Below are 26831 nucleotides of genomic sequence, written 5' to 3'. Positions count from 1 at the left end.
AACATATTACATATTATCCTTGTGGTCGTCCTTCTAGTCATTAGCAGGTAAAGAGAAAGGTGTGTAAGATGTGATAGTATCCATAAAGATATTCTTAAGGCCTTTCTCCACAGAGAAAGGCTTTTTTATTTAGAAAGAGCATGAAGAATCAGTTAAGAAGTTCCTGTAATACCAACGGCCGGCGTATGGCCGGAGCCCGTTCCCTCTGGCGTGCCAACGGCATGAAAGAGGAGCAGTTTGGAAAACCCGTTATCGCCATTGTCAATTCCTTTACCCAGTTTGTTCCGGGTCATGTGCATCTGCATGAGATCGGCCAACAGGTAAAAGCGGAGATTGAAAAGCTCGGTTGCTTTGCCGCCGAATTCAATACGATTGCCATTGACGATGGGATTGCGATGGGACACGACGGCATGCTTTATTCCCTCCCTTCGCGCGATATTATTGCCGACAGCGTAGAGTATATGGTCAATGCCCACAAGGCGGATGCCATGATATGCATCAGCAACTGCGACAAGATCACGCCGGGCATGTTGATGGCAGCCATGCGTTTAAATATACCCACCGTTTTTGTATCGGGGGGACCGATGGAAGCGGGCGAACTGGACGACCGTCACCTGGATCTTATACATGTAATGGTAGAGGCTGCCGACGACAGTATCCATGACGATCGGATTGCCAAGCTCGAACGGGCCGCCTGCCCCACCTGTGGCTGTTGCTCCGGCATGTTTACAGCCAACTCTATGAACTGCCTGAACGAAGCGATCGGCCTGGCTCTTCCGGGCAACGGCACTGTGGTAGCGACACATGCCAACCGTACGCGTTTATTCGAACAAGCCGCCCGCCTTCTGGTGGAAAACGCATATAAATACTACCGGGATGGAGACGAATCTGTCTTACCGCGTTGTATAGCCACGCGTCAGGCTTTCCTGAATGCCATGACATTGGACATTGCCATGGGAGGATCGACCAATACCGTGCTTCACTTGTTAGCCATCGCCCACGAGGCGGAAGTTGACTTTTCCATGCATGACATCGACAAGCTCTCCCGCCAAACCCCGGTATTATGCAAAGTAGCTCCCAACGGGACCTACCATGTGCAGGACGTGAACCGTGCCGGAGGTATCCTGGGCATTATGCATGAATTATTGAAAGAGGGATTAGTTGACGGAAGCGTACATCGGATAGATGGAAAGACATTAGCCGAAGCTGTCAACTCCTATGGCATCACCTCTGTTCAGGTGAGTCAAGAGGCTATTGATTTATATAAAAGTGCACCGGCACATCGTTTCAACCTCGTGCTCGGATCGCAGGAGACATATTATAAAGAATTGGATACCGACCGTACAAACGGTTGTATCCGGGACATAAAACATGCTTATGTAAAAGACGGAGGACTGGCCGTGCTCTATGGAAACATTGCCGAAGCAGGATGTGTAGTCAAAACGGCCGGGGTGGACGAAGCGATCTTCCGTTTCTCCGGTCCCGCCAAAGTGTTTGACTCCCAAGACGCTGCCTGCGAAGGCATCCTCGGTGGCAAAGTCGTTTCCGGCGACGTGGTGGTCATCACCTACGAAGGGCCGAAAGGAGGGCCGGGTATGCAAGAGATGTTATACCCCACTTCGTATATCAAGAGTAAACATCTGGGAAAAGAATGCGCCCTCATCACCGACGGACGTTTTAGCGGAGGCACATCCGGCCTGTCTATCGGCCACATCTCTCCCGAAGCCGCCGCCGGAGGAGCTATCGGTTTAGTCAAGGAAGGGGATATAATAGAAATCAACATACCCGAACGTAGTATACAGGTGAAAGTCAGCGATGCCGTCTTGGCGGAACGCAGAAAAGCAGAGTTGGCTCGCGGCATAAATGCCTTTACCCCTCCTGTGCGGCAACGCATGGTGTCGAAGGCCTTAAAGGCTTACGCACAGATGGTCGCGTCGGCTGATAAGGGGGCGGTGAGGATAATTGACAATTGACAGTTGACAATTGACAATTAAATGTATCAGACTATTAAAAAAGGAATTATCACATGCAAAAAAATAAAACAGACAAAGAGAATAACGAAGAATTGTCAATTGTCAATTGTCAATTGTCAATTCCCGGAAATACGCGTATTTCCGGGTCGGAGGCTTTACTGAAAGCATTGATAGCAGAAGGGGTAGATACCATCTTTGGGTATCCGGGCGGACAGGCCATACCTATCTTTGACAGTTTGTATGACTATCGCGATCAACTAAAGCTCGTACTGGTTCGCCACGAACAGGGGGCTACCCATGCGGCACAAGGTTATGCCCGTGTGTCGGGCAAGGTAGGGGTCAATATTGTGACTTCGGGTCCGGGTGCCACCAATACGATCACCGGCATTGCCGATGCGATGATGGACAGTACGCCTGTGGTGATAATCACCGGACAAGTTCCTTCTTCTCTGTTGGGGACAGATGCATTCCAGGAGATAGATGTCATCGGCATCACCCAGCCTATCACCAAATGGGCTTATCAGGTCCGCAAACCGGAAGAGATAGCCTGGGCCATATCCCGTGCCTTTTATATCGCATCGACCGGGCGACCGGGACCGGTGGTGATCGACCTGGCCAAAGATGCACAGGTGGGGTTGGTAGACTACATATACGAAAAAGTGGATTATATCCGCAGCTACCAGCCGGTTCCCGACATCGACAAGGAACAGATACGCATAGCCGCTGAGTTAATCAATAAAGCGAAAAAACCTTTGGCACTCATCGGCCAGGGAGTTATCTTAAGCCATGCCGAGGAAGAATTGAAAATATTCCTTGAGAAAGCAGATATACCTGCCGGCATGACCGCCTTAGGGTTATCCGCCCTGCCCAGTGATTATCCGCTGAACAAAGGCATGTTGGGTATGCATGGCAATGTGGGACCCAACCGGAAAACCAATGAATGTGATGTATTGATCGCTATCGGCATGCGTTTTGATGATCGCGTGACCGGTAATCTGGACACCTATGCCAAACAAGCGCAAATCATACATTTCGACATTGACAATAGCGAAATCGGCAAAAACGTAAAAGTAGCCGTTCCCGTCTGGGGAGATGCCAAAGAGACCTTAGCGGCTGTCACTGCATACATCCAGCCTGCCAAACATAAGCAATGGATCGCATCGTTTGAAACAGATGAGCAAGAGGAATACACGAAAGTCATTCAAAAGGAACTTACCCCCCTGAGCGGTCCTTTGAAAATGGGTGAAGTGGTTCGTAAAGTATCCGAAGCCACTCAAAACGATGCCGTACTGGTCACCGATGTGGGACAGAATCAAATGATGGGAATCCGTTATTTCAAATACAAACGTACGCGCAGTGTGGTGACCTCCGGTGGACTGGGCACCATGGGATTTGGTATACCGGCAGCCATAGGTGCTCAACTGGGCGCACCGGAGCGAACGGTCTGCCTGTTTATGGGGGACGGAGGTTTACAGATGACCTTGCAGGAGTTCGGTACGATCATGCAGGAAAAGCTGCCTATCAAAATGATTGTACTGAATAACAACTTCCTGGGTATGGTACGCCAATGGCAGGAGCTCTTTTTCAAAGAACGTTACTCGGGCACCATCCTGATGAATCCCGATTTCGGCACCCTAGCCAAAGCCTATGGTATGGGCAGTCGTACGGTAGAAAAAAGGGAAGAGTTGGGCGATGCTATCAAAGAGATGCTGGAATATGACGGAACCTATCTTTTGGTAGCCAATGTCGAGTCTCACGGAATGGTATATCCGATGATACCTGCCGGGGCATGCATCACGCACATTATTATGGGAGAATGAGGCACAAAGGAGGAATTAAATCGGAGAAGGCTTAAGCATGCAAAAGCAAGGAATTATGGATAAGAAATTATATACAGTTATTATCTTTTCAGAGAATACGGTGGGTTTGTTGAATCAAATCACCATTATTTTTACGCGCAGGCAGTTGAATATTGAGACACTATCTGTTTCTCCCTCCGCGATAAAAGGGGTTCATAAGTTTACCATTACGACCTTTGCCGATGAAGATATGATGGATAAGGTGGTCAAGCAAATTGACAAACGGGTGGATATTCTCAAAGCCTATTACAATACGGACGAAGATCTGATACATCAGGAGATTGCTCTTTATAAACTGAGTACGGATCTGTTTCTGAAGATGAAAGGCGTGGAAGACCTGATCCGTAAATACAATGTACGTGTACTGGACATAAACGAAGACATCGTCGTTCTGGAGAAAAGCGGGCATTATGCAGAAACCCAGGCACTCTTCAAAGAGTTGAGTGAGACAATCGGGGTCTTGCAGTTTATCCGCTCCGGACGTATCGCTATCACCAAAAGTAAGGTGGAACGTTTAAGCGACATGCTTTCTACCATGGAAAAGAAATTAATGGAAAACAATTAACAAGAAGTTATCATGCGCGATAAGATCGGAGAATTTCATTTTACAACAGAAGAATATCTATTGGACTTCCGCGGACGGGTGACCATTCCTATGATAGGCAACTACCTATTGCACGCAGCATCCAATCACGCATCCATACGTGGTTTCGGATTCAATGATATGAATCAAAAGCATACGGCCTGGGTACTTTCCCGTCTGGCCATTGAGATGTATGCATACCCCAGCATGTCGGAACCCATTACCTTGTATACCTGGATCGATGAAGTAGGCCGCCTGTTTACCAGCCGTTGCTTTGAGTTAGTAAACGGAGAAGGGAAAAGCGTAGGCTTCGCTCGCTCCATCTGGGCTGCCATTGATATGGAGACACGACGTCCGACACCCTTGGATGCGGAAAGACTGAATATATATGTAACCGATCGCCCCTGCCCCATCGAACGACCGGGTAAAATTCCACCGGTGGAAGACCAGGGCGAAGGGGTAGCTTATCAGGTAAAATACAGTGACCTGGATGTAAACGGACATTTCAACAGCATCAAATACATGGAACACCTCCTGGATTTGTTCGATCTGACACTTTTCAAAGAAAAAGAAATCAGTCGTTTTGAAATAGCCTACCAGGCAGAAGGCAGATACGGTATGCCATTGACTTTACATAAAGGAGAAGCGATAGATAACACATACAATCTGGCGATCTGCCATGAAGGCAAAGCAATTTGCCGCGCGGCAGCAACCTGGAGATAAATAAGAATTAGTTTTATTCATTTAAAAGATAGAAAAGAAAATGGCAGTAATGAATTTTGGCGGGGTAGAAGAAAATGTAGTTACCCGCGATGAATTTCCATTGGAAAAGGCAAGAGAAGTATTGAAAAACGAAGTGATCGCAATCATCGGTTACGGTGTACAAGGTCCCGGACAAAGCCTTAACTTGCGTGATAATGGTTTCAATGTGATAGTAGGCCAACGCAAAGGGGGCAAAACATGGGAAAAAGCCATCGCAGACGGCTGGGTACCCGGTGAGACACTCTTCGAGATAGAAGAAGCCTGCCAACGGGGAACAATCATTCAGTATCTTCTTTCCGATGCGGCTCAGATCGAAGTTTGGCCACGTATCAAAGCATACCTGACACCAGGTAAAGCGTTGTATTTCTCTCATGGATTCGGCATCACGTATAAAGAAAGAACAAATATCATTCCTCCGGCGGATGTGGATGTGATCCTGGTAGCGCCTAAAGGTTCGGGCACCAGCTTACGTCGTATGTTCCTGGAAGGAAGAGGATTGAACTCCAGCTATGCCATCTTCCAGGACGCTACCGGAAGAGCCTTCGAACGGGTAGTCGCATTAGGCATAGGCGTTGGCTCCGGTTATTTGTTTGAAACGACATTCAAGAAAGAGGTATACTCCGACTTAACAGGAGAACGTGGCACACTTATGGGAGCTATTCAGGGACTGTTATTGGCCCAATACGAGGTATTGCGCGAAAATGGACACGAACCTTCTGAAGCCTTCAACGAGACAGTGGAAGAATTGACGCAATCATTGATGCCACTATTCGCAGAAAATGGTATGGACTGGATGTATGCCAACTGTTCAACAACAGCCCAGCGCGGTGCATTGGACTGGATGGGTCCCTTCCATGATGCCACGAAACCGGTATTCCAAAAATTGTATAGTGAAGTGGCAAACGGCAACGAAGCCCAACGTTCTATCGATACCAACAGCAAGCCCAACTACCGGGAAGGATTGGAAGAAGAACTGAAAGCCCTGCGCGAAAGCGAAATGTGGCGTACCGGAGCTGTTGTTCGCAAACTACGCCCCGAAAACAATTAAAAAGATAGTATGCTGAAAGAATAAAAGAGGTTGTCCCCAAAGAAAAATCGAATACGGGACAACCTCTTTTTTGAGTACTTGTCAGAGATGGCGATAAAAGAAGTCCGGGGAAGTAAGAAAATTGATTTTAATCAAATTCAGAACAGCATTCTATTGTATGGAAAAGAGGAAATCTTATATTTGTATACATAAGAGAGAGAGAATGCTAAAACAAGAGAGCAAAAAACAATGGTGTAAATTCTTATCCGGGGATGAGAAGGCTTATACCTGGATATATAAAACATTTATCCAGGACCTCTATCGTTATGGCTTGCGATTCACCGTGGATACAGAGCTTGTCAAAGACTGTATACAGGAAGTTTTTACTTCTATCTACAAAAACCGGCAGCGTCTTTCTACTCCCGAAAATGTGAAAGTATATCTCTTTGTTTCTATGAAAAACAGTATACTTCGCCTACTTCAAAAAGAAATATCGTATAATCAATTGGAATCCGATATTGTTTCTTTTTCCCTGGAACCGACCGTAGAAGATCAGTTTATCGCATATGAAGAATATAATCTGCGACAAGAATATGTAAAAGAGATGTTATCCCTGCTCTCTTCCCGTCAACAGGAAATCATTTATTACCGCTATATCCAGGAAATGAGTTTCGATGAGATTTGTCTCCTGATGAACCTGAACTATCAATCTGCCCAAAACCTGATCCAACGTTCCTTGAAAAAGTTACGGGACGCGTATGGTACGATTCCATACAGCTTCTTCTTTTTACTCTCTCTTCTGGGAGGAAATATAAAGTCTATTTAAATAATATTCTCCGGCTTTTCCTGTAATACGCTCTGATTTTGTATGCACGGGCATTCCATTTTTACAGGAAAATTCTATTGCCGATGGGCTTCGTCAATATTGACGATGGGCATCAGCAATATTAACGAACATGTTCAACAATATTGCCGATGCCCATCGGCAATAGAATATCCCCTCTCCAAAAGCAACAAAAAGGAGCGCAAACAGCCTTAAGGGGAATGAAAAAGTAGGCGAAAATTTCTACAACTTTCCGGATCGTTTCCTGTTTTATAAAATAATGTATAAAACTGAGTATAAAATAAAAATTTATGTCTCCTTATAATCAAACAGGGATAAATGGATAAAAAAGAATTAGATAAAAAACAAAACGCTCTTCTCACTTATATCAAAGAAGGGCAGGCGAAGGAAAGGCTCTCCTCAACGGAAGAAAGGATTCTTTGGGATCATATACAAAGGGAAAACAGGAAGTATGACAAAAAAAGAAAACTTTACCTCTTTTCGCTGAGCATAAGTGTAGCGGCCTGTCTCGTTTTATTATGGCTAATCGGATGGGATAAGATGCAACCGGAAGAACCGGCTGTGGATTATTTGTCTATCCTCCAATCGACCGAACAAGAACACCTCGACTCTGATCAGATTCAACTGGTACTTTCGGACAATCAAAAGTTAGCCATTCAGGGAAAAGAAAGCACAATTAACTATCAGCCGGATGGCGAAATACAGGTAAATGAAGAGATTCTCTCGGTAAAAAAAGAGGAACAGCCCGACAAACAACAGGAAGAGGTCAAAGAACAAACCTTTAACCAATTGATTGTGCCTATAGGCAAACGTTCTTTTCTGACCTTAACCGATGGAACAAAGATATGGGTAAATTCCGGTTCCCGGGTGATTTATCCGACTCACTTTAAAGAGAACAAACGCGAGATATTTGTAGAAGGGGAAGTCTTTCTGGATGTAACACATAACGAGACACCTTTTATTGTAAAAACAAGTCAATTGGATGTCACAGTGTTAGGCACAGAGTTTAATATCTCCGCCTGCGCGGATGATCCATCCGTCGACGTGGTCTTGGTGCATGGTGAAGTGGCCGTGAAAACACAGATGGACGAAAAGAGTCTTTTGTCTCCCAATCAACTTTTCAGTTATGACAAGAGTGCACAAAAGAGCCGGATCGACGAGGTGAATGTTGCAGATTATGTAGCCTGGAAAGATGGATATTATCAGTTTCGCAGTCAAACCATCGATATTGTACTCAAAAGGATTTCCCGGTATTACGGTTTGAAATTGGACTGGAACGAAGAAGTAGGTAAGTTAAGATGTAGCGGAAAACTGGATTTGAAAGAGAATCCGATAGATGTATTAAATGCTTTATCCAAAGCAGCGCCCATAGAAATCAATACAGAGAATGAGATTATTCAGATAAAAGTTAAACTCTAAAAAACAAGACACATATGGATCCTTAGTAAAGAAAGGGTCGGATAATACTACCCATATTACCCGAACCCTCAGAATCAAATTAGTATAAATCGCATTACTAACTTAAATACATTTACAAACATATGAAAAATAACACAATGTTTAGTCACAAAAAAACTAAACAAATGAGATTATTACGTATCATGAAAGCTACCTTTCTATGTATGTTCTTGAGTATCGGAGTCGCTTTCTCCGCCAAGACATATTCGCAAGAAACCTTTTTCACTGTAAAGTCAACAGATGCAACAGTAAAAGATGTAATTAGTCAGATAGAAGAAGCCAGTGAATACATTTTCTTTTATCTGGACAACTCCCTCGACCTGAATCGGAAAGTATCCGTGAAAGCAGAGAATGAACAGGTAAATGTGATATTAGACCAACTGTTTGAAGGCACTTCAAACCAGTACTATATTTCAGACCGGCAAATTATTATCTCTAAGGAGAAATCTTCTCAGTCCGCTGCTCCTCAGCAACAGACAAAAAATATTACCGGTACTGTGAAAGACGCTTACGGACCTGTTGTCGGTGCCAATATCGCTGTCAAAGGAACCACCTTGGGTGCAATTACAGATATTGATGGCAACTTTGTCCTGAGTAATATTCCGGAAAAGGCTATTCTCGTAGTTTCTTACATCGGTATGCAAACACAGGAAATAAATACCGCAAACCAAAATACGTTTCATATCACCCTGGTCGAAGACTCTTCGGTTTTGGATGAAGTCGTAGTCGTAGGATACGGTGTGCAGAAAAAAGCCAATGTCACCGGTTCGGTAGCTACCCTGAAAGCGGAAGCGATTGAATCACGCTCGGTTTCAAGTATTTCTGCTGCGTTGGCCGGTCAAATACCGGGGGTAACAGCAATCCAGTCATCCGGTGCACCGGGTAGTCAGTCGGCTGATATTACGATCCGTGGTAAGAACTCTATCAATGCAGCCAGTCCGTTGATTATCGTAGATGGAGTACCGGGTAGCATGAATACGATAGACCCGCAGGATATTGAGACCTTAACCGTATTGAAAGATGCTGCGTCTTCTGCTATCTATGGGGTACAGGCTGCCAATGGGGTTATCCTTATTACAACCAAGAAAGGGAAAAAAGGAGAAAGAGCACGTATCAATTATTCCGGATCCGTGGCTTTTGCCAAACCTACCACGCTGTTGGACTTCTTAGGAGCTGCCGACTATGCGATGTTATATAACGAAGCGGTACAGAATGAAAATCCGAATGCGATTTTACCTTATTCACCGGAAGACATCGAGAAATACAGAAACGGCACACTGCCCGATACCGATTGGTACAAAGAGACATTCCAATCGACTGCGATTGAAACCTATCATAACCTATCCATTAACGGAGGAACGGAGAAGACCAACTACAACGCTTCTATCGGTTATACGCGTCAGAATGGTTTCATCGACACAAACAATTATGAACGTTTCAACGGACGTGCCAATGTAGAAAGTGAAATAAACAAATGGCTTTCTGCCGGAGTCAATTTCTCCGGTTACAGAGGAACGAAAAATGACGGATGGGATAGTTATGCTTCTCTGCGTCAATATGTAAATAGAATAAGCCCTACCAGTCCAGTATATAACGAAGATGGCAGTTTCCACTACAATGGTTTGGCCAATCCGGTGGCACATACAGAGAACACAGGTTTCCAACGTCAGGTGGATCAACAAATAAATGCAACAGTACATGCTACCGTTCATATATTGCCTGAGTTGAGTGTAAAAGGACTTTTCTCTGTTCGTAACGACACACGAAACAATGATGGTTTCAAAAAGTTGTTGGAATATGGAAATGGAAAGAATAGTTATACTTCCGGCTTAAGAGAAGGTTATGACAAATACTACAACTGGAACTGGTATACCACACAGGTATTAGCTAATTACAATAAGACTTTCCAAAAACATGACATCGGTCTTATGGCTGGTTTCGAGCAACAGGAATATATCTATAAATATACGGAAGCCACACGAAAAGGAGGCGGTAACAATGAATTAACCGAGTCTCTCAACACATTGGATAAATCATCCCAGACCAATAATGACGGAGGTTATGAAATCGGTCGTCGTTCTTATTTCGGACGATTCCAATATGCTTTTGACAATAAGTATTTATTCGAAGCCAATTTACGTACGGATGCATCTTCTCGTTTCCCGAAAGACAATCGCTGGGGTGTATTCCCTGCCTTCTCTGCCGGTTGGCGTATTACGGAAGAAAGTTTTGTCAAAGAGTCTGATATGAGCTGGTTAAGCAACCTGAAATTACGTTTGGGTTGGGGACGTACCGGGAATGAGGAGTTAAAGTCTTCGGACATCTATCCGGCTATACCTACGTATGCTTATGGAAGTTATATGTTGGGCAATTCGCTGTATTCTACAGCCTATGAATCCCGTTATGTGAATAACCAACTGCAATGGGCTACCGTAACGAATTACGAAGCTGCATTAGAGGCTGGTTTCTTGAATAATAAACTGGGATTTGAATTATCTGTTTATAAAAAGAAAACGAATGATATGCTTTTGTATCTGCCGGTACAAGGTGTATTAGGGATGAGTGCTCCGGCTCAGAATGCAGGGAGTGTGGAAAATACAGGTTTCGACTTGAACTTATTCCATAACAACACTATCAATAAAGACTTTAGCTATGCTGTCAATCTGAATATCGCTTATGTGAAGAACCGGATTACAGATATGAAAGGAACAGACGGTCCTAATCCGGACAATGATATTTATTGGTACCTGGAAGGATATCCGATCGGTTCATTCTATGGATATGAAGCCATTGGTTATTTCAATACGGAAGAAGAACTGGCTTCAGAAGCTAAACGTACCGGCACAGAGAAGTTGGGTGATCTTAAGTTCCGCGACTTGGATGGAAATGGAAAAATCAACGGTAGTGATCGTAAAGTGATCGGACAGAACTTCCCTTCCTGGACTACCGGTTTGAATATTTCTGCCTTCTATAAAGATTTCGACTTCTCCATGTTCTGGCAAGGTGCATTTGATGTAGATGGTTATTATACAGGTGAGTCGGCTTATGCCTTCTTCAATAGCGGTAAAGTCCTGAAACGCCACTTGGATCGTTGGACACCCACCAATCATAATGCTTCGTATCCACGTATAACCAAAGATTCGCAGACCAATTATGTAACGAACTCTTTCTGGTTACAGGATGCTTCGTATCTGCGTTTGAAAAATATTTCGATAGGATATAATATCCCTCGATCTATATTAAGTAATGTAGGAATTGAAAAGGTGAAAGTATATGTTGCCGGTGAAAACCTGATTACGATCACCGACCTGGATGGTATTGATCCGGAAGCTCCTGCTTCAAACAGAGGTGCCTATTATGGAAACTTGAAAAAAATATCATTGGGATTAAAAGTAACATTCTAAATTGGGAGGAAAGAAAATGAAAAAGATTAGTATATATACAATTATTCTTACAGCGTTACTTGGATTCAGCTCATGTAGCGATTTCCTGGATCGTTATCCGCAGACGGAATTGTCGGATGGTAGTTTCTGGAAAACACCGACGGATGCCGAAATGTTTGTCGCCGACATATATAATGTCTTACCGGGCAGATGGAATGGTGATATCGATGGCGATATCAATTCGGACAATGCAGTACATGGTATTAAATGGGCTGCGGGGAATGTATCGAAAGGTATTTACGACGCAGCCGATATGGGTTGGAGTGATGAGTACAAAAAGATCCGCGCCTGTAATATCCTGTTGGAAAAGATCGATATGATAGAAAATTATGCGCAGGCAGACAAAGAAGCGACAATAGGTGAAGCTCGCTTTTTCAGAGCGTATATTTATTTCACGCTGATCCGTAAGTTCGGCGATGTGCCTTATATCGACGGAAGTCTCTCTTTGAGTGAGATGGATGATATAACCCGTACATCCAAAGATGTGATTTATGGAAAGGTAATGGAGGATTTCGATTATGCAATCAGTAAGTTGCCGGAACAATGGCCTTCTGCTAAATACGGTCGTATCACCAAAGGGGCTGCACAGGCGATGAAAGCAAGAGCAGCACTTTATTTCTCAGACTGGCAAGCAGCCGCTCAGGCTTCTAAAGCAGTCATTGATGGCGGCAAATACGAACTCTTTGACGCAGAAGGTACCGGACGTTATGAAGAATTGTTCTGGGAAGTACAAGAGGCTTGCAGCGAAGCTATCCTTGTGCGTCAGTTCAAAGCACCGGATCATACGCATTACATCATTGGATGGGAATGTTTCCCCACAAAAGGATGGGGAGGAATCAACCCGACGCAGAGTCTGGTGGATGCTTTTGAATGTACGGATGGAGCGCCTATTAATAGTTCTCCTTTATATAAAGAAAACAATCCGTTTGCCAACCGCGACCCTCGTCTGGAAGTGAACGTATTGCATGATGGAGAAGAGATGTATGGAGTAACAATCAAAGTAGCTCCTTTGAAATCCAGTGGTACCACAGGTATTGCTCAACATGGTGATGCGACTGCTACGGGATATTACCAACAAAAATGGTTGGATCCGAGTATCGATCCTCAATCGGATGGTTGGGATATGGGTAAAGACTGGCATGTGATTCGTTTTGCTGAAGTATTATTGACTTATGCCGAAGCACAGAATGAGCTTAATCCGTTAGACGATTCTGCTTTGGAAGCGGTAAACCGGGTACGTAGAAGAGTAAGTATGCCTGAGTTACAAAAGACCAACGCCTCTTTACCGACCTATTGTGGTACGCAGGATGCTTTGCGTCAACGTATCAGAAACGAATGGCGTGTGGAATTTGCCCTGGAAGGCAGTATGCGTCAATGGGATATTCGTCGTTGGGGTATTGCTAATGAAGTCTTGAATGCTCCTTTCCTTGGATTAAAATATAAATTAGTTGACTCACTGGACGCCCTACCGCAAGATGGAGGTAAAATATGCATCTTGTATGAAGGAGAGAATATCAAATTGGCCGGAAGTCGATACGCAGAACATAATTATCTCTATCCGATTCCACAGACAGAAAGAGACTTGAATCCTAAGTTAACACAGAATCCGGGCTATTAACCGGAGGTTAATATAGATCTTAAATACGTAGAACTCAAGTTAGAGTGAAGACTATCATTTAGTCTTCACTCTATTTATAAATATGCAACGAAAAGCCACCTCATTTTAGATATGTTTATACGGAGACGATGAAATATATACATTGGATATTCTTTATACTGATGACCAGTATATTTGCAGGTCTGTTTATGGATGTTTTATCCCATATCCCCCTGTACCACGAGCAACACCATTTATTTCTTTTCAGTAAAGAGTATCTGGCAAAGTATCTCGACACAGGGGATCTATTAACTTATCTGACTAATTTCTGTATCCAGTTTTTCTATATCCCCTATGCAGGCAGTATTTTCTTTGCTCTCTTGTTATCCCTGCCTTATCTATTAAATGTCTTTATTTGTCGCCACATAACCAAACGCACAGATTATTTACAACTAAGCCTTTTACCATCCCTTTACTTACTCATACAATATGAATCAATTGATTATCCTGTCCGCCATGTGGTCGGACTGCTCTTTTGTCTTTGGATCTATTTCTTCCTCTCTTTCCTGAAGGGCAAACAAAAATACATTGTCTTCCTCCCGGCCTTTTTACTACTTGGATACGGGCTGGGCTGGACATATCCACTCCTTTCTTTTCTAGGGGTATTGGTACCTTCTTTATCCGCCTTTCTCTTTCCTGAAATTCAGAGGAAGAAATACCTGTTTATCGGTACTCTTCTCATGGGGACTGTTTACCTGACAGGGACTTTTTATTTTTTCGTACACACCTATAATATGCGCGAACATCTTCTTCTGCAGGCAGATAAAGAGGTCAAAAACCAACACTGGGAAAAGGTGATGGCCTATTGCAAAAGATACAGAGGCGAAAATCAATTAGTCTCCTATTTCTATAATATGGCGCTTCAACATAGTGGCAGAATGGCCTACGATCTGTTCCTTACGCCGCAACGCATGGGCGTGCAAGGTCTTTATTTGCCCTGGAAAAGCGACAGCCGCCAAAGTGAATACGGGCATTATATCTACGAACAACTGGGCTATCTCAATGAAGCACATCGTTGGGCGTTTGAAGCCCTGGTAGTGACCGGAGAAACGGCTCCGATCCTGGATAATCTGATCCGTTACAATATCGCGAATGGACGACCAGCCGTTGCCATGCGTTTTGTCCGGGTATTGGAACAATCTCTCTTTTACCGGAAAAAGGCGCAGGAATACGAAAAGATCATACAGGAGAAAGGTTCGATTGAACTGAAAGCCTTACCGCATGATGAAAAAGAAAAAATCCGTTTTGCCAATGTATTGAATATAGGACCGGAGTTAACCTATATATGCGACCGGGACTCTTCCAATCAAATGGCTTTTGAATATTTGATGAGTCACCTACTGCTCAGCAATAAGATCCCGCGTTTTGTTGAAAATCTAAACCGGATACAGGCCTTTTCATACACCCCGTTTCCGCCTATATACGAAGAAGCCTTATTGACATACAGACTGGAGGTAGGAGAAGAAATATGCAATCAGTTACCTTTTTCCATCAGCCAAGAGACGGAACGACGTTTTCAACAGTATCATTCGTTGTATCAAAAGGGGCAACAGGAAGAATTGAAAAGACAATTTGCAAATACCTATTGGTATTATTTGCATTTTATAAGTCCTTACGGAAATAAAATCAGCACGAATTAACACGATGAAAAACAGGATATATAGTCCCTTTTACGGATGCATATTATGCATTCTCTGCATAGTGAGTAGCTGTTCACCTTCCGGTATAGAAAGAAGTAGGAAGGTCGATCTTGCCCCTCTTATCTTTCCGGATTATTCCGATGTTATCTTTCCATCCAACATCGCTGCTCCGAACTTTCATATACAAGAGAAAGCAGATCAATATTATGTAGAAATAGGAGCTGAAGAGACTGTCTTCTTCCAGAAGAAAACCAGTCGACCGTCCATTGTCATTCCCCTATCTTCCTGGAAAAAGTTAATAAACGAAAGAGTCGGCAAAGATTTTTTCATTCGGATCTACGGACAAAAAAAAGGAGAATGGATACGGTATAAAGATATCCGCAATGAGGTATCGAATATCCCCATAGACCCTTACCTGGTATATCGCCTATTGTATCCAGGGTATGAGTTATGGAATCAGATGGGTATCTATCAGCGCGACCTGACTTCGTATCAAACGAAAGCGGTGATAGAAAACAAATCGGTCGCAAAAGGTTGTGTGAATTGTCATACATTTGCCGCCAACTCTCCCTCTACCATGATGTTTCATATCCGGGGAAAAATGGGAGGCACCCTGATTCATCAAGAAGGAAATACGCGTAAGGTAGAGATCAAAGACCTGAACGGAGTAAATACCGGCACCTACTCCTCCTGGCATCCGGGAGGTCGATATATAACCCTTTCTTCCAATAATGTCAACCAATATTTTCATTCCACCGGTCCGAAAGCGATCGAAGTATCAGACGCTGACTCCGATCTGATATTCTTTGATACCCAAACAAATGAGGTCTTTACCGATTCTGCCTTTTATGGGCCGCAAGGGATGGAGACTTTCCCTACCTGGAGTCCGGATGGAAAAACGCTTTATTACTGTCGGGCAAATGCGATAGAGCATACAACTGCAATGGATTCTATTCATTATGACTTATACCGTATATCCTTTCAGGCGGAGAACAGAAGCTTCGGTATGCCGGAATCTGTGTATACTGCCTCCCTAGAGGGAAAAAGCATTTCGCATCCGCGTATATCTCCGAACGGTAGATACCTTATGTTCTGTCGTTTCAATTACGGGACCTTCTCTATCTGGCACCCGGAAAGCCAACTTTGCCTCCTTGATTTGGACAAAGGGGATATACGGGAATTGGACGAGGTCAATAGTGAAGATGTGGACAGTTATCACTCCTGGTCATCAACAGGCGATTGGTTTGTCTTTAGCAGCAAACGCTACGACGGTTTGTGGGCCCATCCGTACATCTCCTTTTTTGATACCTCTACCGGAGTGGCAAGCAAACCTTTTTTAGTGCCACAGAAAGATCCTTCTTTTTATATGGTTTTCACAAAGACATTTAACCTGCCGGAATTGATTACAGCTCCTATAAGCTATTAACTCCCGGATTCTTGCGACGGGCTTCGGAAAGATGAAACTTCTTTTTTATTCGACCTCAATTGTATGCGTAGCTGTGTACACAGTTCCATTTTTGCCCAATCCTTCCACTGTAATAAGGAATGTGCCCGAAACATCAGAGGTATAAAAAGGCAATGTCAGTTCTTTCTTTCCTTCGCTTTGCAGGGAAGGTTCCCAAAGCAGGGTATGGCGGAAGTCCGGCATACGATCGGATATCTCCTGTTGATCGTATGCAGGCGCATAGAAATAACGATAGGCCTGGGTGCCATCGTAATCGAATATCTGAGTAGAAGAATCAAAGGTTATATTCGGATAATTATTGTTGTAAGACCAAAAAGAAATTATCCCGTCATAGATCTGTCCGCCAAAGAAATAACGTCCCAGATACAAATCAATCTTACGCACAAGCAAAGGATTATAGTCTATCATTAACTGATGGTTCATCACCGGTATATTATCAAACAAAACCAATGGCTGCCCGGTCGCATAGCCATCCATCTTTTCCGTGAGGAGTGAGAACCTCTTCTTGTCTCCCGTTTTGCGTATGCGTGCAGCCAGGATATATTCTATAAATATTTCTTCCATATAATGGAAACGGGTATACTCATCGAGCAGATATTCCCTGTAAGGTTTATAATTGAAATAAGGAGGCAGTGTTTTCACTTTGCTCAACGAGTCGGCAGTATAAGCTTCTGTGATTTGTACACCAAGTGCTCTCTCTTCCAGATAATCATGCCAATGACTACTTATCTTCAATGGGGACTGCTCTTTTTTCGTGTGAATGGCAAAAGGGGAAAATAGATCAATCTGATAATTTCCTTCCGAAGAGGGAGGAACTACGGCTACAGCCTCTTTCTTTCCAGCTATCTGATGGGTATAAAAAGATATTTTACCTTCCTTATTGATTTGTCCGCCATACACCTGAATGTCTTTACCGGGAAAAGAGAGCAATGTTGGTACTGTAACATCCTTCACTTGTTCTCCTGTTTCCACACCTATCAAACGCCCTTCAATCACCGCCCCTTCATATTCCGGCAGGAAGTCATCTCTCAACATCTTCTGAGGGATATCAGAAAGAGAAGCTTTCCAGTTTGTCAGGGTAGCCGATGATTTAAACAAAGGATCCAAACCGGCTATCGAGACGACCATAGACAAATCATCTATGGGCAATCCGGTGATCTTCAGTTCACCCCTTTCGCGTTTCCCATACGATGAGCGGTTGGTCGACAAGAACTCGCTGGAGATAATTCGATTGTCTTTTCTCTCCATATCTTCCTTCTCTGTCTCTGCTATTGTATCTTCATCCTTGAGGTAGGGGTTGATAATGCCTATTTCTTTCTCAAAGAAAACCTCTTCCCCTTCGTTTTGCATATGCCGGGTATAGGCGACCAACCTGTAATAACCGGTAGGCAACATAGGAGAAAGTTCCATCCATCCGGCGGCGACTCCCTTCCGGATATCGAGTTTCACCTGGTTCTCGGCCAATGAGTCAGCGATCAGTTCCACATATCCGATTTTACTGAAATCCTGCAACCGACCTTCTGTATCTGTCGTAAACATCTTCATCCACAACAGTTCGCCGGCCATATATAATTGTTTGTCTGTCTGCAGGTAAATACGTTCACGCAATTCCGCTTGTAAAGAGACAATAGATAACACAAATACGAAAAGGATACTATATTTTCTCATCCTATTACTTTTTTAATAATGATCATTCGGCCAAAAGGCGGGACGTTTTTTAGAAGCTCCCCCTATAGTTGTACAATCCACACAGCGAAAGGGAGCATATGTAATACGTCCCCTCGGTTCTACCTCCTTGATACCATACCCTTTATAATAAGCATCAGCCATAGAGGTTAATTTTTCATCTGCAGGTATATCACAATTCTCATGAGGAATCATACCATAAGCATCTGTCGCACTGATATACAACCGTTTGCGCGTTTCCCTTACGACAGAGAAATAACCAATAACGGGTTCTGAGGAGTTAGACAGATTGCGGATATTACCTTCCATTTCTGTTGGCTGAGGAGCAAATATACTACCTGCTTCATCGATGTTCTTCTGCAGGTTACGGAAATAGTTATACGCTTCATCCGAGAGAGCGTACTGTTTGACCAGAATAGAATACAAACTACTTAGATGATAGTCTCCGTATTTGATGGTATGCAATACTTTATCTTTGATAACGGCTTGAGACAAACGTTCAGAGTTACCCAGTAAAAAAGCATTGGACCGGCCGTTTGCCCAGCAGAAAAAACGATTTCGGGGGTCGGAAAATGTCAAACCGGCAATAGTATCTCTCTTTTCCGGATCCCATCTTACTTCTGCAAAGAAGGAGGTTTTCACTTCCCAGTCCTCTTCGAATAGCCACCGGTAATAATGCAGTTTGTTTTCCGCATCGTGTGTACTCACATATATATCTACCTCCAAATCCTCCTTCTTGTAGATAAAACCAACGCTATCGATCTGCGGCGTATAAATAGGTGCTTCAAAGCTTGATTGATAATGTTCCGAGCCAATCCGGATATCCAAGGCGTATTTCTCTTCCGGTTCAAAAGTAAAGGCATCCAATATATAAGTTCCCTCCACATCCGAAGAAGGTATCGGCAAACGATCGCCTTGAGTATTCAAGACAGAGACATCCGCAACAACCGGTAGGTATTTGGACTGATCCAATGAAATAGTACGGCTCAATTTTATCACCGTCGGAGCATCCTCCAATAACATTCCTTCTACGACAAGCACACCGGCTGTCGATTGGACATTCTTTGGTTCATAAGGTTCTATACAGCCTTTCAACAAGGTAAGTAAAAGAAAAACAACAATACTATATTTTAATGTTTTCATAGACAATCTCTTTTTAGAACTTTATATTATAAGAAACATAAGGTATCGGCGATCCGAATATAGACATCATCCTTCCTTCCAACCTTCCGTTTTCCGAAACATAATAGACCGAGTAAGCATTGTTTCTTCCCGTCAGATTATATACACCCAAAGAGATCGTGCTATGTGTCAGCAGCGTCAGGTGATGGCTGGGTTCTATATTGATAGCAAAGTCCATACGGAAAAAGTCCGGGATACGGTATTGATTTCTTTCCGAATAAAAGACATATTCACCGCCCGTATATTGGTATTTAGATGTGGGCAAGGTGATAGGTCTCCCGGTACTATAATCACAGTTCAGAGAGATGCTGTACCGTTGCGTAAACTTATAATTCCCGGCAAACTTAAACTCATGCGGTTTATCATAGTCTGCCGCATACCAATTGCCATTATTTATCGGCTTCTCCACCTTCGAATCATTCTGTCTTAACTGTGTACGGGAATAAGCATAACTAATCCATCCATTGAGTTTCCCTTGGGTCTTCTTTACCATCAGCTCCACGCCGTATGCCCTGCCTTGCGTATTCATCACATCGGTTTCTATATGATGGTTCATTATCAATTGGGCACCACTGCGGTAATCCAGGTAGTCTTTCATTGTCTTATAATATCCTTCGATGGATGTCTCAATCGTATTATCCAGGAAGTTTTTATAAACACCGGCGGCTAGCTGCAATCCTTTTTGCGGGCGGACATTCGCATCACTCAACTTCCAGGTGTCGGTAGGTGACATAATGGTCGAGTTCGATAGTTTATGGATATATTGCTGCAATGTATTCGCCCCGACTTTGACAGAGAAGTCATTGCGGAATGCATAACGGGCCGACAAACGAAACTCCGGAGCATGATAGGTTTTAAAGGCTTTCCAATCCTTTACATTCTTTGTGTCGATCACATTCGTAAGGCTCGGCAAGGCATGGGAGTCATATACATTATATGTACGCGGTCCCATCGCTTGAAACATCGAATAGCGTATTCCCAGGTCAAGGGAGAGCTTCGATGTCAGGTTCCAGCGGTCGGCCACATACAAAGCAGTCTCCAACGCACGCTCCTCCTGCATCTTATCCTCTATGACCAACGACTCGTCAGCGTTTGGTGCATACTCTCCCGGGTTAAGTATGTAAAGAATACCATTCATCCCGTAATCCAGGGTATGTTTATCGGTCAGGTAGGAAGTAAAGTCGAGTTTCAGGAATCCCTGGTTGATGCCAAAGTTTAACCGATAAGCAGCTATCGGGTCTTCATCCGTCTCTGTTTTATAACTATAATGATCGTAACCTCCGGTAACAGTGCTTGTCAGCCGGTCATTATAGATATGACGCCATTTTGCCGATGCATTCATATTGGAATACCCATAGCGTTCATCTTCATTGAAATTAAAACGGTCATGACTATAATACCCACTCAGATAGAGATTATCTCTTTCCGAGAATTTATGATCCACAATAGCATTCAGGTCATAAAAACCGGCACGCCCGTTATTATACCCGCTCTTTTCGGGAAGTTTCTTCAGAATCCAATCCGAATAGGTCGTTCTACCTCCCAGTATAAAAGAGGTTTTCTTACCGATAGGGCCTTCAAAGGTCGCACGGCTTGTAAGCAAACCAAGACTCACCTGCCCTGTCAGTTCCTTTTTGTTGCCTTCCCGGCCGTTTATCTCAAGCACCGAAGAGATACGCCCTCCGTACTTTGCAGGAATAGAACTTTTATATAATTCGATTTCTTTTACCAGGTCCGGGTTAAACGCTGAGAAAAAGCCAAAAAGATGTGTCGGGTTATAGATTGTCCCATCATTGAACAGGATAAGATTCTGATCCGTAGATCCCCCACGCACATTAAAGCCGCTGGAGGCCTCTCCCACCGCCTTTACGCCGGGAAGCATCATCACGACCTTGATTACATCCACCTCGCCAAACGCCGTAGGAATATTTTTTATATCTTTTATCTGCATTCTTTCCACCCCCAGCTTCGTGCTTTGCACACGCGCCAGACGCTCAGAGGTAATCACCACCTCTTTCAAAGAATAGACCTCTTCTTCCAGTTCAATATCCAGTTTCCCATTATCATAAATCGCTAGCTGCCGCTGCGTATCTTTTAATCCCACTCCCCGGATCATTAACCGGTGACGCCCGGGAGGTATTTGCAACGAATAAAAACCAAAGGCATCCGTTGTGGCAGCAACCATTGTCTTTTCGGTATAAATAACTGCCCCGATAACCGGCTCACCTGTTCGGAAGTCGGTCATGACGCCGGTTAATTGTATCTTATCAGGCATATGGTCCTTCCGCTCATCACCAATTGTATAAAGTTTGTTTTCAGAGGTAGCTTTTTGTTCCAGGGGGCTTAAGATATAATTGTCCGATGGGGTAGTTCTGACAACTCTTTTTTCGAAATAATCGTCCGACAATGCTGTCATCAGCTCCCTGCCTTTTAAAACAAACAGGTATCTATCACCGTAAGAGGATACTTTAAAGTCTGTGTTTTCAAAAGCCTTCTTGAGTATATCAACCGGCAAAAGATCCGTACAGTCTACCGACAAGACCAGAGAATCCATCTCTGCCGGGTTACAATACACTCTATACTCACTCTGACGCTCTATGGTTTCAAATAATTTCTCCGGTTTAATGTTCGCTTCTTTAACGGTGACCTTCTGTTGTGCATATCCGCAGACAAAGAAGGCGGAAAAAAATAAGAATATAATACAACGTGATCTTTTCATTTCATTAGTGTTTCATAATATTCAACAACCATCACTATCGTCTTCTCTCTTTGGCTCTTATTAAATTTCAGTTTGTTTTGCTTGATGTATGCTTCCAATTCCTTCTTTTTATCTGCAAACAACCTTAATAAGGAGCTTTTATTGGTAATCTGATAACATACATTGTCTTTGTTTACATATATTTTTTCCGAAAAACGGAATGTGTATTCCACCCTTTGGTCTGCGATCTTTTCCCCTAAGACTGTGTTGTAACTTTTAATGATTGGCAAATCCCCTTCATGCAACAATATATGGTAATTCCCCGCCGGTGCCTGCTTTAAGGTGCCCGACAATGAGGGGAGGATAAAATAACCATGCAGAAATGCCCCTCCACATTTTTCACTCTCTAAAACAATAGAAAAAGGCTTATCAGGTATTCTCACAATGAGCTCATCCCGATAGAGATCCAATCGCATGGGTATACCTTTATACAAGGTGTTATTATACCATAAATCACCGGATTCAAATTGTTTTGTACACCAATAGGGATCGTTGGTCAGGTAAAGATTATAACTACTCTGCTCTTTCCCGTTAAAAGGAAGTGCATGCTCCCCTACTTGTTGTTGATATTGGCGAATAAGTTTTTCAAATATCGAACTCTCTTGCGCATATAATGAGTTTGTAAATAAGCAAACCAGTATTGCAATCAAGCCATGATGGATGTTTTTCATAAGCATTATAAATAGACCGAACAAATATAACTCTTTTAAATTATATCATACGACCTTCTTTTAAGAAAAAACACGAATGGTAAATAACGATTTGAATGCGTGAATAAACATCGTATCTTTGTCATCTGTTAGTTAGATAAAAAGAAAGCAGATGTTAGACATACAAGCCATACGGGAAGATTTCCCCCTGTTGAGTCATACGGTTCACGATAAACCGCTTATCTATTTCGACAATGCCGCTACCACGCAGAAACCACGCCAGGTGGTGGAAAAAATTGAAAACGGTTATTACAATGTGAATGCCAACGTGCACCGGGGCGTTCATTTCTTGAGCCAGGCGGCTACCGAAGCACATGAAAATGCCCGCAAGACGGTGCAATATTTCCTGCATGCGCGTTCGTCCAATGAGATTATCTTTACGCGGGGAACGACTGAATCCATAAACCTGATCGCCTCCAGCTTTACCGAAGGCTTTATGCAGCCGGGAGATGAGGTGATTATCTCTACGATGGAGCATCATTCGAATATTGTACCCTGGCAATTGCAGGCAGCCAGAAAAGGCATCGCCCTCAAAGTAATCCCCATGAACGAAAAGGGAGAACTGGATATAATCGCTTACCAAACGTTGTTTTCCGAAAAGACCCGGCTGGTCTCGGTTGCCCATGTATCGAATGTATTGGGAACAGTCAACCCGGTACGGGAGATGATCGATATTGCTCATAGCCAAGGAGTTCCTGTATTGATTGACGGGGCGCAGTCTGTGCCGCATATCCAGGTCGATGTACAGGCTTTGGATGCCGACTTTTACACTTTTTCTGCTCATAAGATATATGGTCCAACCGGAATAGGCGTATTGTATGGGAAGGAGGAATGGCTGGACAAGCTCCCCCCCTATCAGGGAGGAGGGGAAATGATTGCCACCGTCACTTTTGACAAAACCGTTTTCAATGAACTCCCCTATAAGTTTGAGGCAGGGACACCGGATTATATCGGCAGTACGGCATTGGCCGAAGCATTGGATTATGTCTCCCGATTGGGGATAACCGAGATTGCCGCATATGAGAATGAGCTCTTGCAATATGCCACCGACAAAATGCAATCCATTGAAGGCATGCGGATATTCGGACAGGCTATACATAAAAGCGGTGTGATCTCGTTCCTGGTTGGCTCCATTCATCCTTACGATATGGGTATGTTACTGGATCGCTTAGGCATAGCTGTCCGGACCGGACACCATTGTGCGCAGCCGTTGATGCAACGCTTGGGCATTGAAGGCACTGTGCGGGCTTCTTTTTCATTTTATAATACGAAAAAAGAAATTGACACGTTTATAGAAGGTATAGAGCGCGTACGTAAAATGTTCTAAATCGCTGTAGATGGTATTCTATTATATAAAAAAATATCCTTTTTCCCTGTTGATCCTGCTTGCAGTAATCTATTTGTCTTTTTTCAAACCGCCTTCTCTGGATGTACCCCGTTTTCCGTCATTGGATAAACTGGCACACTTTTGTATGTATGGGGGATTGTCGGGGGTTTTATGGATCGAGTTTTTATGGAATCACCGGAAAGAAGGGATCCGGTTCCAAAGAGGATTGGTGGGTGCGGCGATCTGTCCTATTCTTTTTAGCGGATGCATCGAACTCTTTCAGGAGTATCTGACCGATTACCGGGGAGGAGAATGGCTGGATCTGGGGGCAAACACTGCCGGCGTCTGCTTCGCCACCTGTATCGCCTGGTACCTGATACGCCCCTGGATAGGGAAACGCTTCTCTTCCTCCGAATAAAATTAAAAAATATGTTATTACCTTGTATAGATCCTTTACGCCTTGAAGCCGGTTGCGATGAAGCCGGACGGGGTTGCTTGGCCGGGGCTGTCTTTGCTGCCGCAGTGATTCTTCCGCCCGATTTCTCTCACGAAGTATTGAATGACAGCAAACAGTTAAGTGAAAAGAAAAGGTATGCCCTGCGTCCTGAGATCGAAGAAAAGGCTTTAGCCTGGGCCATCGGAGTGGTTAGCCCGGAAGAAATCGACAAGATCAATATACTGAAAGCCTCGTTCCTGGCCATGCACCGTGCAATTGATCAGTTAAAGGTGAAACCGGAACATCTGTTGATCGACGGCAATCGTTTTACCCCTTATCCGGGAATCGCATATACCCCTGTCGTTAAAGGAGACAGTAAATATCTGAATATCGCCGCAGCTTCTATCCTGGCTAAAACATATAGGGATGATTATATGGAAGAGTTGGATCGACTCTACCCCGGATATCACTGGAAAGAGAACAAAGGGTATCCGACAAAAGCCCACCGTGAAGCCATCCGTCAACTCGGCATCACGCCTTATCACCGGAAAACATTCACTCTCTTACCCGAGCAATTGACCTTAGACTTCTGATTATTGCTCCTTCGCTTTGAAAGCCAGAGCGTACATACGCATCTGTTTGACCATCGACACCAGCCCGTTGGAGCGCGTGGGAGAAAGATGTTCCTTCAATCCGATCTTGTCTATAAAATAAAGATCGGCATCCAGTATCTCCTGTGGGCTATGCCCCGATAATACCTGAATAAGCAAAGACACGATTCCTTTTACAATAACCGCATCACTTTCTCCCTGGAAAACAATCTTCCCGTCTACGTGATCGGCCTGCAACCAGACACGGCTCTGGCAGCCTTCTATCAGGTTACTATCTGTTTTATATGTATCAGCCAAAGGAGACAGGGTATTTCCCAGATCAATCAATAAGGCATATTTATCCATCCAGTCATCGAAAACAGCAAATTCATCGATGATCTGATCTTGTATTTCGTTTATTGTCATCGTGTCAGACTTTATTTTTTGTATATAACTTCTAAAACCGTATGTCCCACAGCATGCAGTGTTTCCCGGTCTATGTTATCCATCGTATCATTCAGAGTATGCCAGTAAGCCCCAAAGCCTGTGTCACCCTCCGGTTCCAGGTTGATAATATCTACGCAAGGGATCTTCCGTCCGTTGATAACATAGATATGATCGTCAGTGATCGAACCTCCATTGGCATTCAGGAAGTATTTGCCATAGCCAAGATCCCGGGCTGTGCCCCATATCTTTTCCACAAGAGGAGCGGCATGATAAACCGATTGCCCTTCTTTGAAGAAGGCGGCATCTTTGGATCCAACCATATCCAGAAGAATACCAAAATCCGCCCGGTAATTTTTCACATGCGGATTCTTTGCCCAGAATTGAGAACCCAGGCACCAGGTATGCATTTTATTTGTTTTTGCAAATGCCGGTTCCCCATAGTCTTCCGCATCAAAAAAGATAATATCCACTCCTATCTCCGGTTTATTCATTCCCAGCTGACGGGCTATCTCCAGGAGAACACCTACCCCACTGGCTCCATCGTCTGCCCCATCGATAGGGGTATGATGGTTGGCCGGATCCGGATCTTCATCGGCATAAGGGCGTGTATCCCAATGCGCAAACAAGAGGATACGTTTTTTACTCTCCGGATTAAAAACCCCAATGATATTCCGCGCTTCTAATTGCGTATTATCATAAGCTGTAAGAAGAATATCCTGAACGAATAGTTCGGCTCCATGGCGTTTCAACTCCGAGAGAAGATAATCTCCACAGTTTTTATGCGCTTGCGTATTCGGCACACGCGGGCCAAAAGCAACTTGTTCGGCAATATAGGTATATGCACTGTCTGCATCAAATGCGGGGGTGGATGTAACGGATTGTTTCACTTCCACTTCGTTTGACACGGATTTCCCTGCACTCTTCTGTCCGCAGGAAGAAAAAAAGGAGACACTCAATATAATGAGAATTGTTTTAATCATATCC

At 43.8% G+C, this 26831-nt stretch carries 20 protein-coding genes; 14 read left to right on the top strand and 6 right to left on the bottom strand.

All coding sequences use genetic code 11. The annotated features are described in order from the left end of the window. Positions 1–140 precede the first annotated feature (140 nt). The 11 genes from ilvD to D0T51_RS07730 all read left to right on the top strand — a co-directional run bounded on the left by ilvD (position 141) and on the right by D0T51_RS07730 (position 16672). Positions 141–1973, top strand: coding sequence for a dihydroxy-acid dehydratase (ilvD, locus tag D0T51_RS07780; protein WP_163727542.1), 1833 nt, complete (start codon positions 141–143; stop codon positions 1971–1973). 53 nt (positions 1974–2026) lie between these two features. Beyond that, positions 2027–3793 (top strand): biosynthetic-type acetolactate synthase large subunit, encoded by a 1767-nt coding sequence (gene ilvB / locus D0T51_RS07775; RefSeq protein ID WP_163727539.1) that lies wholly within the window; start codon positions 2027–2029, stop codon positions 3791–3793. A gap of 52 nt (positions 3794–3845) precedes the next feature. Further along, the gene (gene ilvN, locus D0T51_RS07770; protein ID WP_163727802.1) at positions 3846–4397 is read left to right on the top strand and encodes an acetolactate synthase small subunit; all 552 of its coding nucleotides are present in this window, start codon (positions 3846–3848) and stop codon (positions 4395–4397) included. Positions 4398–4409: 12 nt separating this feature from the next. After that, entirely contained in the window at positions 4410–5138 is a 729-nt protein-coding gene (locus tag D0T51_RS07765; protein WP_163727536.1) for an acyl-[acyl-carrier-protein] thioesterase, read from the top strand. A gap of 40 nt (positions 5139–5178) precedes the next feature. After that, positions 5179–6225 carry a ketol-acid reductoisomerase gene (ilvC, locus tag D0T51_RS07760; protein WP_163727533.1) on the top strand — a complete coding sequence of 349 codons (1047 nt, stop codon included), beginning with the start codon at positions 5179–5181 and terminating at the stop codon, positions 6223–6225. Positions 6226–6427: 202 nt separating this feature from the next. Continuing rightward, positions 6428–7030: an RNA polymerase sigma factor gene (locus tag D0T51_RS07755; protein WP_163727530.1), complete on the top strand. Its 603-nt coding sequence runs from the start codon at positions 6428–6430 to the stop codon at positions 7028–7030. 336 nt (positions 7031–7366) lie between these two features. Further along, the gene (locus tag D0T51_RS07750; RefSeq protein ID WP_163727527.1) at positions 7367–8467 is read left to right on the top strand and encodes a FecR domain-containing protein; all 1101 of its coding nucleotides are present in this window, start codon (positions 7367–7369) and stop codon (positions 8465–8467) included. A gap of 164 nt (positions 8468–8631) precedes the next feature. Beyond that, positions 8632–11910 (top strand): TonB-dependent receptor, encoded by a 3279-nt coding sequence (locus D0T51_RS07745; RefSeq protein WP_373457010.1) that lies wholly within the window; start codon positions 8632–8634, stop codon positions 11908–11910. 16 nt (positions 11911–11926) lie between these two features. Continuing rightward, entirely contained in the window at positions 11927–13567 is a 1641-nt protein-coding gene (locus D0T51_RS07740) for a RagB/SusD family nutrient uptake outer membrane protein (RefSeq protein WP_163727525.1), read from the top strand. Positions 13568–13695: 128 nt separating this feature from the next. After that, the gene (locus D0T51_RS07735) at positions 13696–15246 is read left to right on the top strand and encodes a DUF6057 family protein (RefSeq protein WP_163727521.1); all 1551 of its coding nucleotides are present in this window, start codon (positions 13696–13698) and stop codon (positions 15244–15246) included. Between the two features lie 4 nt (positions 15247–15250). Next, complete coding sequence (locus D0T51_RS07730) at positions 15251–16672, top strand: PD40 domain-containing protein (protein ID WP_163727518.1); 1422 nt, start codon at positions 15251–15253, stop codon at positions 16670–16672. Between the two features lie 45 nt (positions 16673–16717). Here the strand turns inward: D0T51_RS07730 and D0T51_RS07725 are convergent, their stop codons facing one another. From D0T51_RS07725 to D0T51_RS07710, 4 genes are read right to left on the bottom strand one after another with little or no spacing between them, the layout of a single operon-like run. Beyond that, positions 16718–18379 (bottom strand): hypothetical protein, encoded by a 1662-nt coding sequence (locus tag D0T51_RS07725; RefSeq protein WP_163727515.1) that lies wholly within the window; start codon positions 18377–18379, stop codon positions 16718–16720. A gap of 12 nt (positions 18380–18391) precedes the next feature. Then, a complete protein-coding gene (locus D0T51_RS07720) occupies positions 18392–19540 on the bottom strand; it encodes a DUF4249 domain-containing protein (RefSeq protein ID WP_163727512.1) in 1149 nt (382 codons plus the stop codon). A 13-nt stretch (positions 19541–19553) separates the two neighbouring features. Then, positions 19554–22298 carry a TonB-dependent receptor domain-containing protein gene (locus D0T51_RS07715; protein ID WP_163727508.1) on the bottom strand — a complete coding sequence of 915 codons (2745 nt, stop codon included), beginning with the start codon at positions 22296–22298 and terminating at the stop codon, positions 19554–19556. Next, a complete protein-coding gene (locus D0T51_RS07710; protein WP_163727507.1) occupies positions 22295–23008 on the bottom strand; it encodes a hypothetical protein in 714 nt (237 codons plus the stop codon). Before D0T51_RS07710 ends, D0T51_RS07715 begins: the two co-directional genes overlap by 4 nt. A 151-nt stretch (positions 23009–23159) precedes the next feature. Here D0T51_RS07710 and D0T51_RS07705 point away from each other — a divergent pair, with 151 nt between their 5' ends. From D0T51_RS07705 to D0T51_RS07695, 3 genes are read left to right on the top strand one after another with little or no spacing between them, the layout of a single operon-like run. Continuing rightward, positions 23160–24374, top strand: a complete 1215-nt coding sequence (locus D0T51_RS07705) for an aminotransferase class V-fold PLP-dependent enzyme (RefSeq protein WP_163727503.1) — start codon at positions 23160–23162, stop codon at positions 24372–24374. 10 nt (positions 24375–24384) lie between these two features. Continuing rightward, positions 24385–24792 (top strand): VanZ family protein, encoded by a 408-nt coding sequence (locus D0T51_RS07700; RefSeq protein ID WP_163727498.1) that lies wholly within the window; start codon positions 24385–24387, stop codon positions 24790–24792. A gap of 11 nt (positions 24793–24803) precedes the next feature. Continuing rightward, positions 24804–25403, top strand: coding sequence for a ribonuclease HII (locus tag D0T51_RS07695; RefSeq protein WP_163727494.1), 600 nt, complete (start codon positions 24804–24806; stop codon positions 25401–25403). Here D0T51_RS07695 and D0T51_RS07690 read toward each other — a convergent pair whose 3' ends face one another. Both D0T51_RS07690 and D0T51_RS07685 read right to left on the bottom strand, forming a co-directional pair. Further along, on the bottom strand, positions 25404–25826 hold the full coding sequence (locus D0T51_RS07690; protein WP_163727492.1) for a SufE family protein: 423 nt from the start codon (positions 25824–25826) through the stop codon (positions 25404–25406). An 11-nt stretch (positions 25827–25837) separates the two neighbouring features. After that, positions 25838–26827 carry a M28 family peptidase gene (locus tag D0T51_RS07685; protein ID WP_163727489.1) on the bottom strand — a complete coding sequence of 330 codons (990 nt, stop codon included), beginning with the start codon at positions 26825–26827 and terminating at the stop codon, positions 25838–25840. Positions 26828–26831: the final 4 nt, after the last annotated feature.

Origin of the sequence: Parabacteroides sp. 52 (assembly GCF_010500925.1) — a bacterium.
Lineage (GTDB): Bacteria > Bacteroidota > Bacteroidia > Bacteroidales > Tannerellaceae > QVMG01.
Note: the sequence above shows the minus strand (reverse complement) of the source record. Positions and strands in the feature narration are given on the sequence as shown.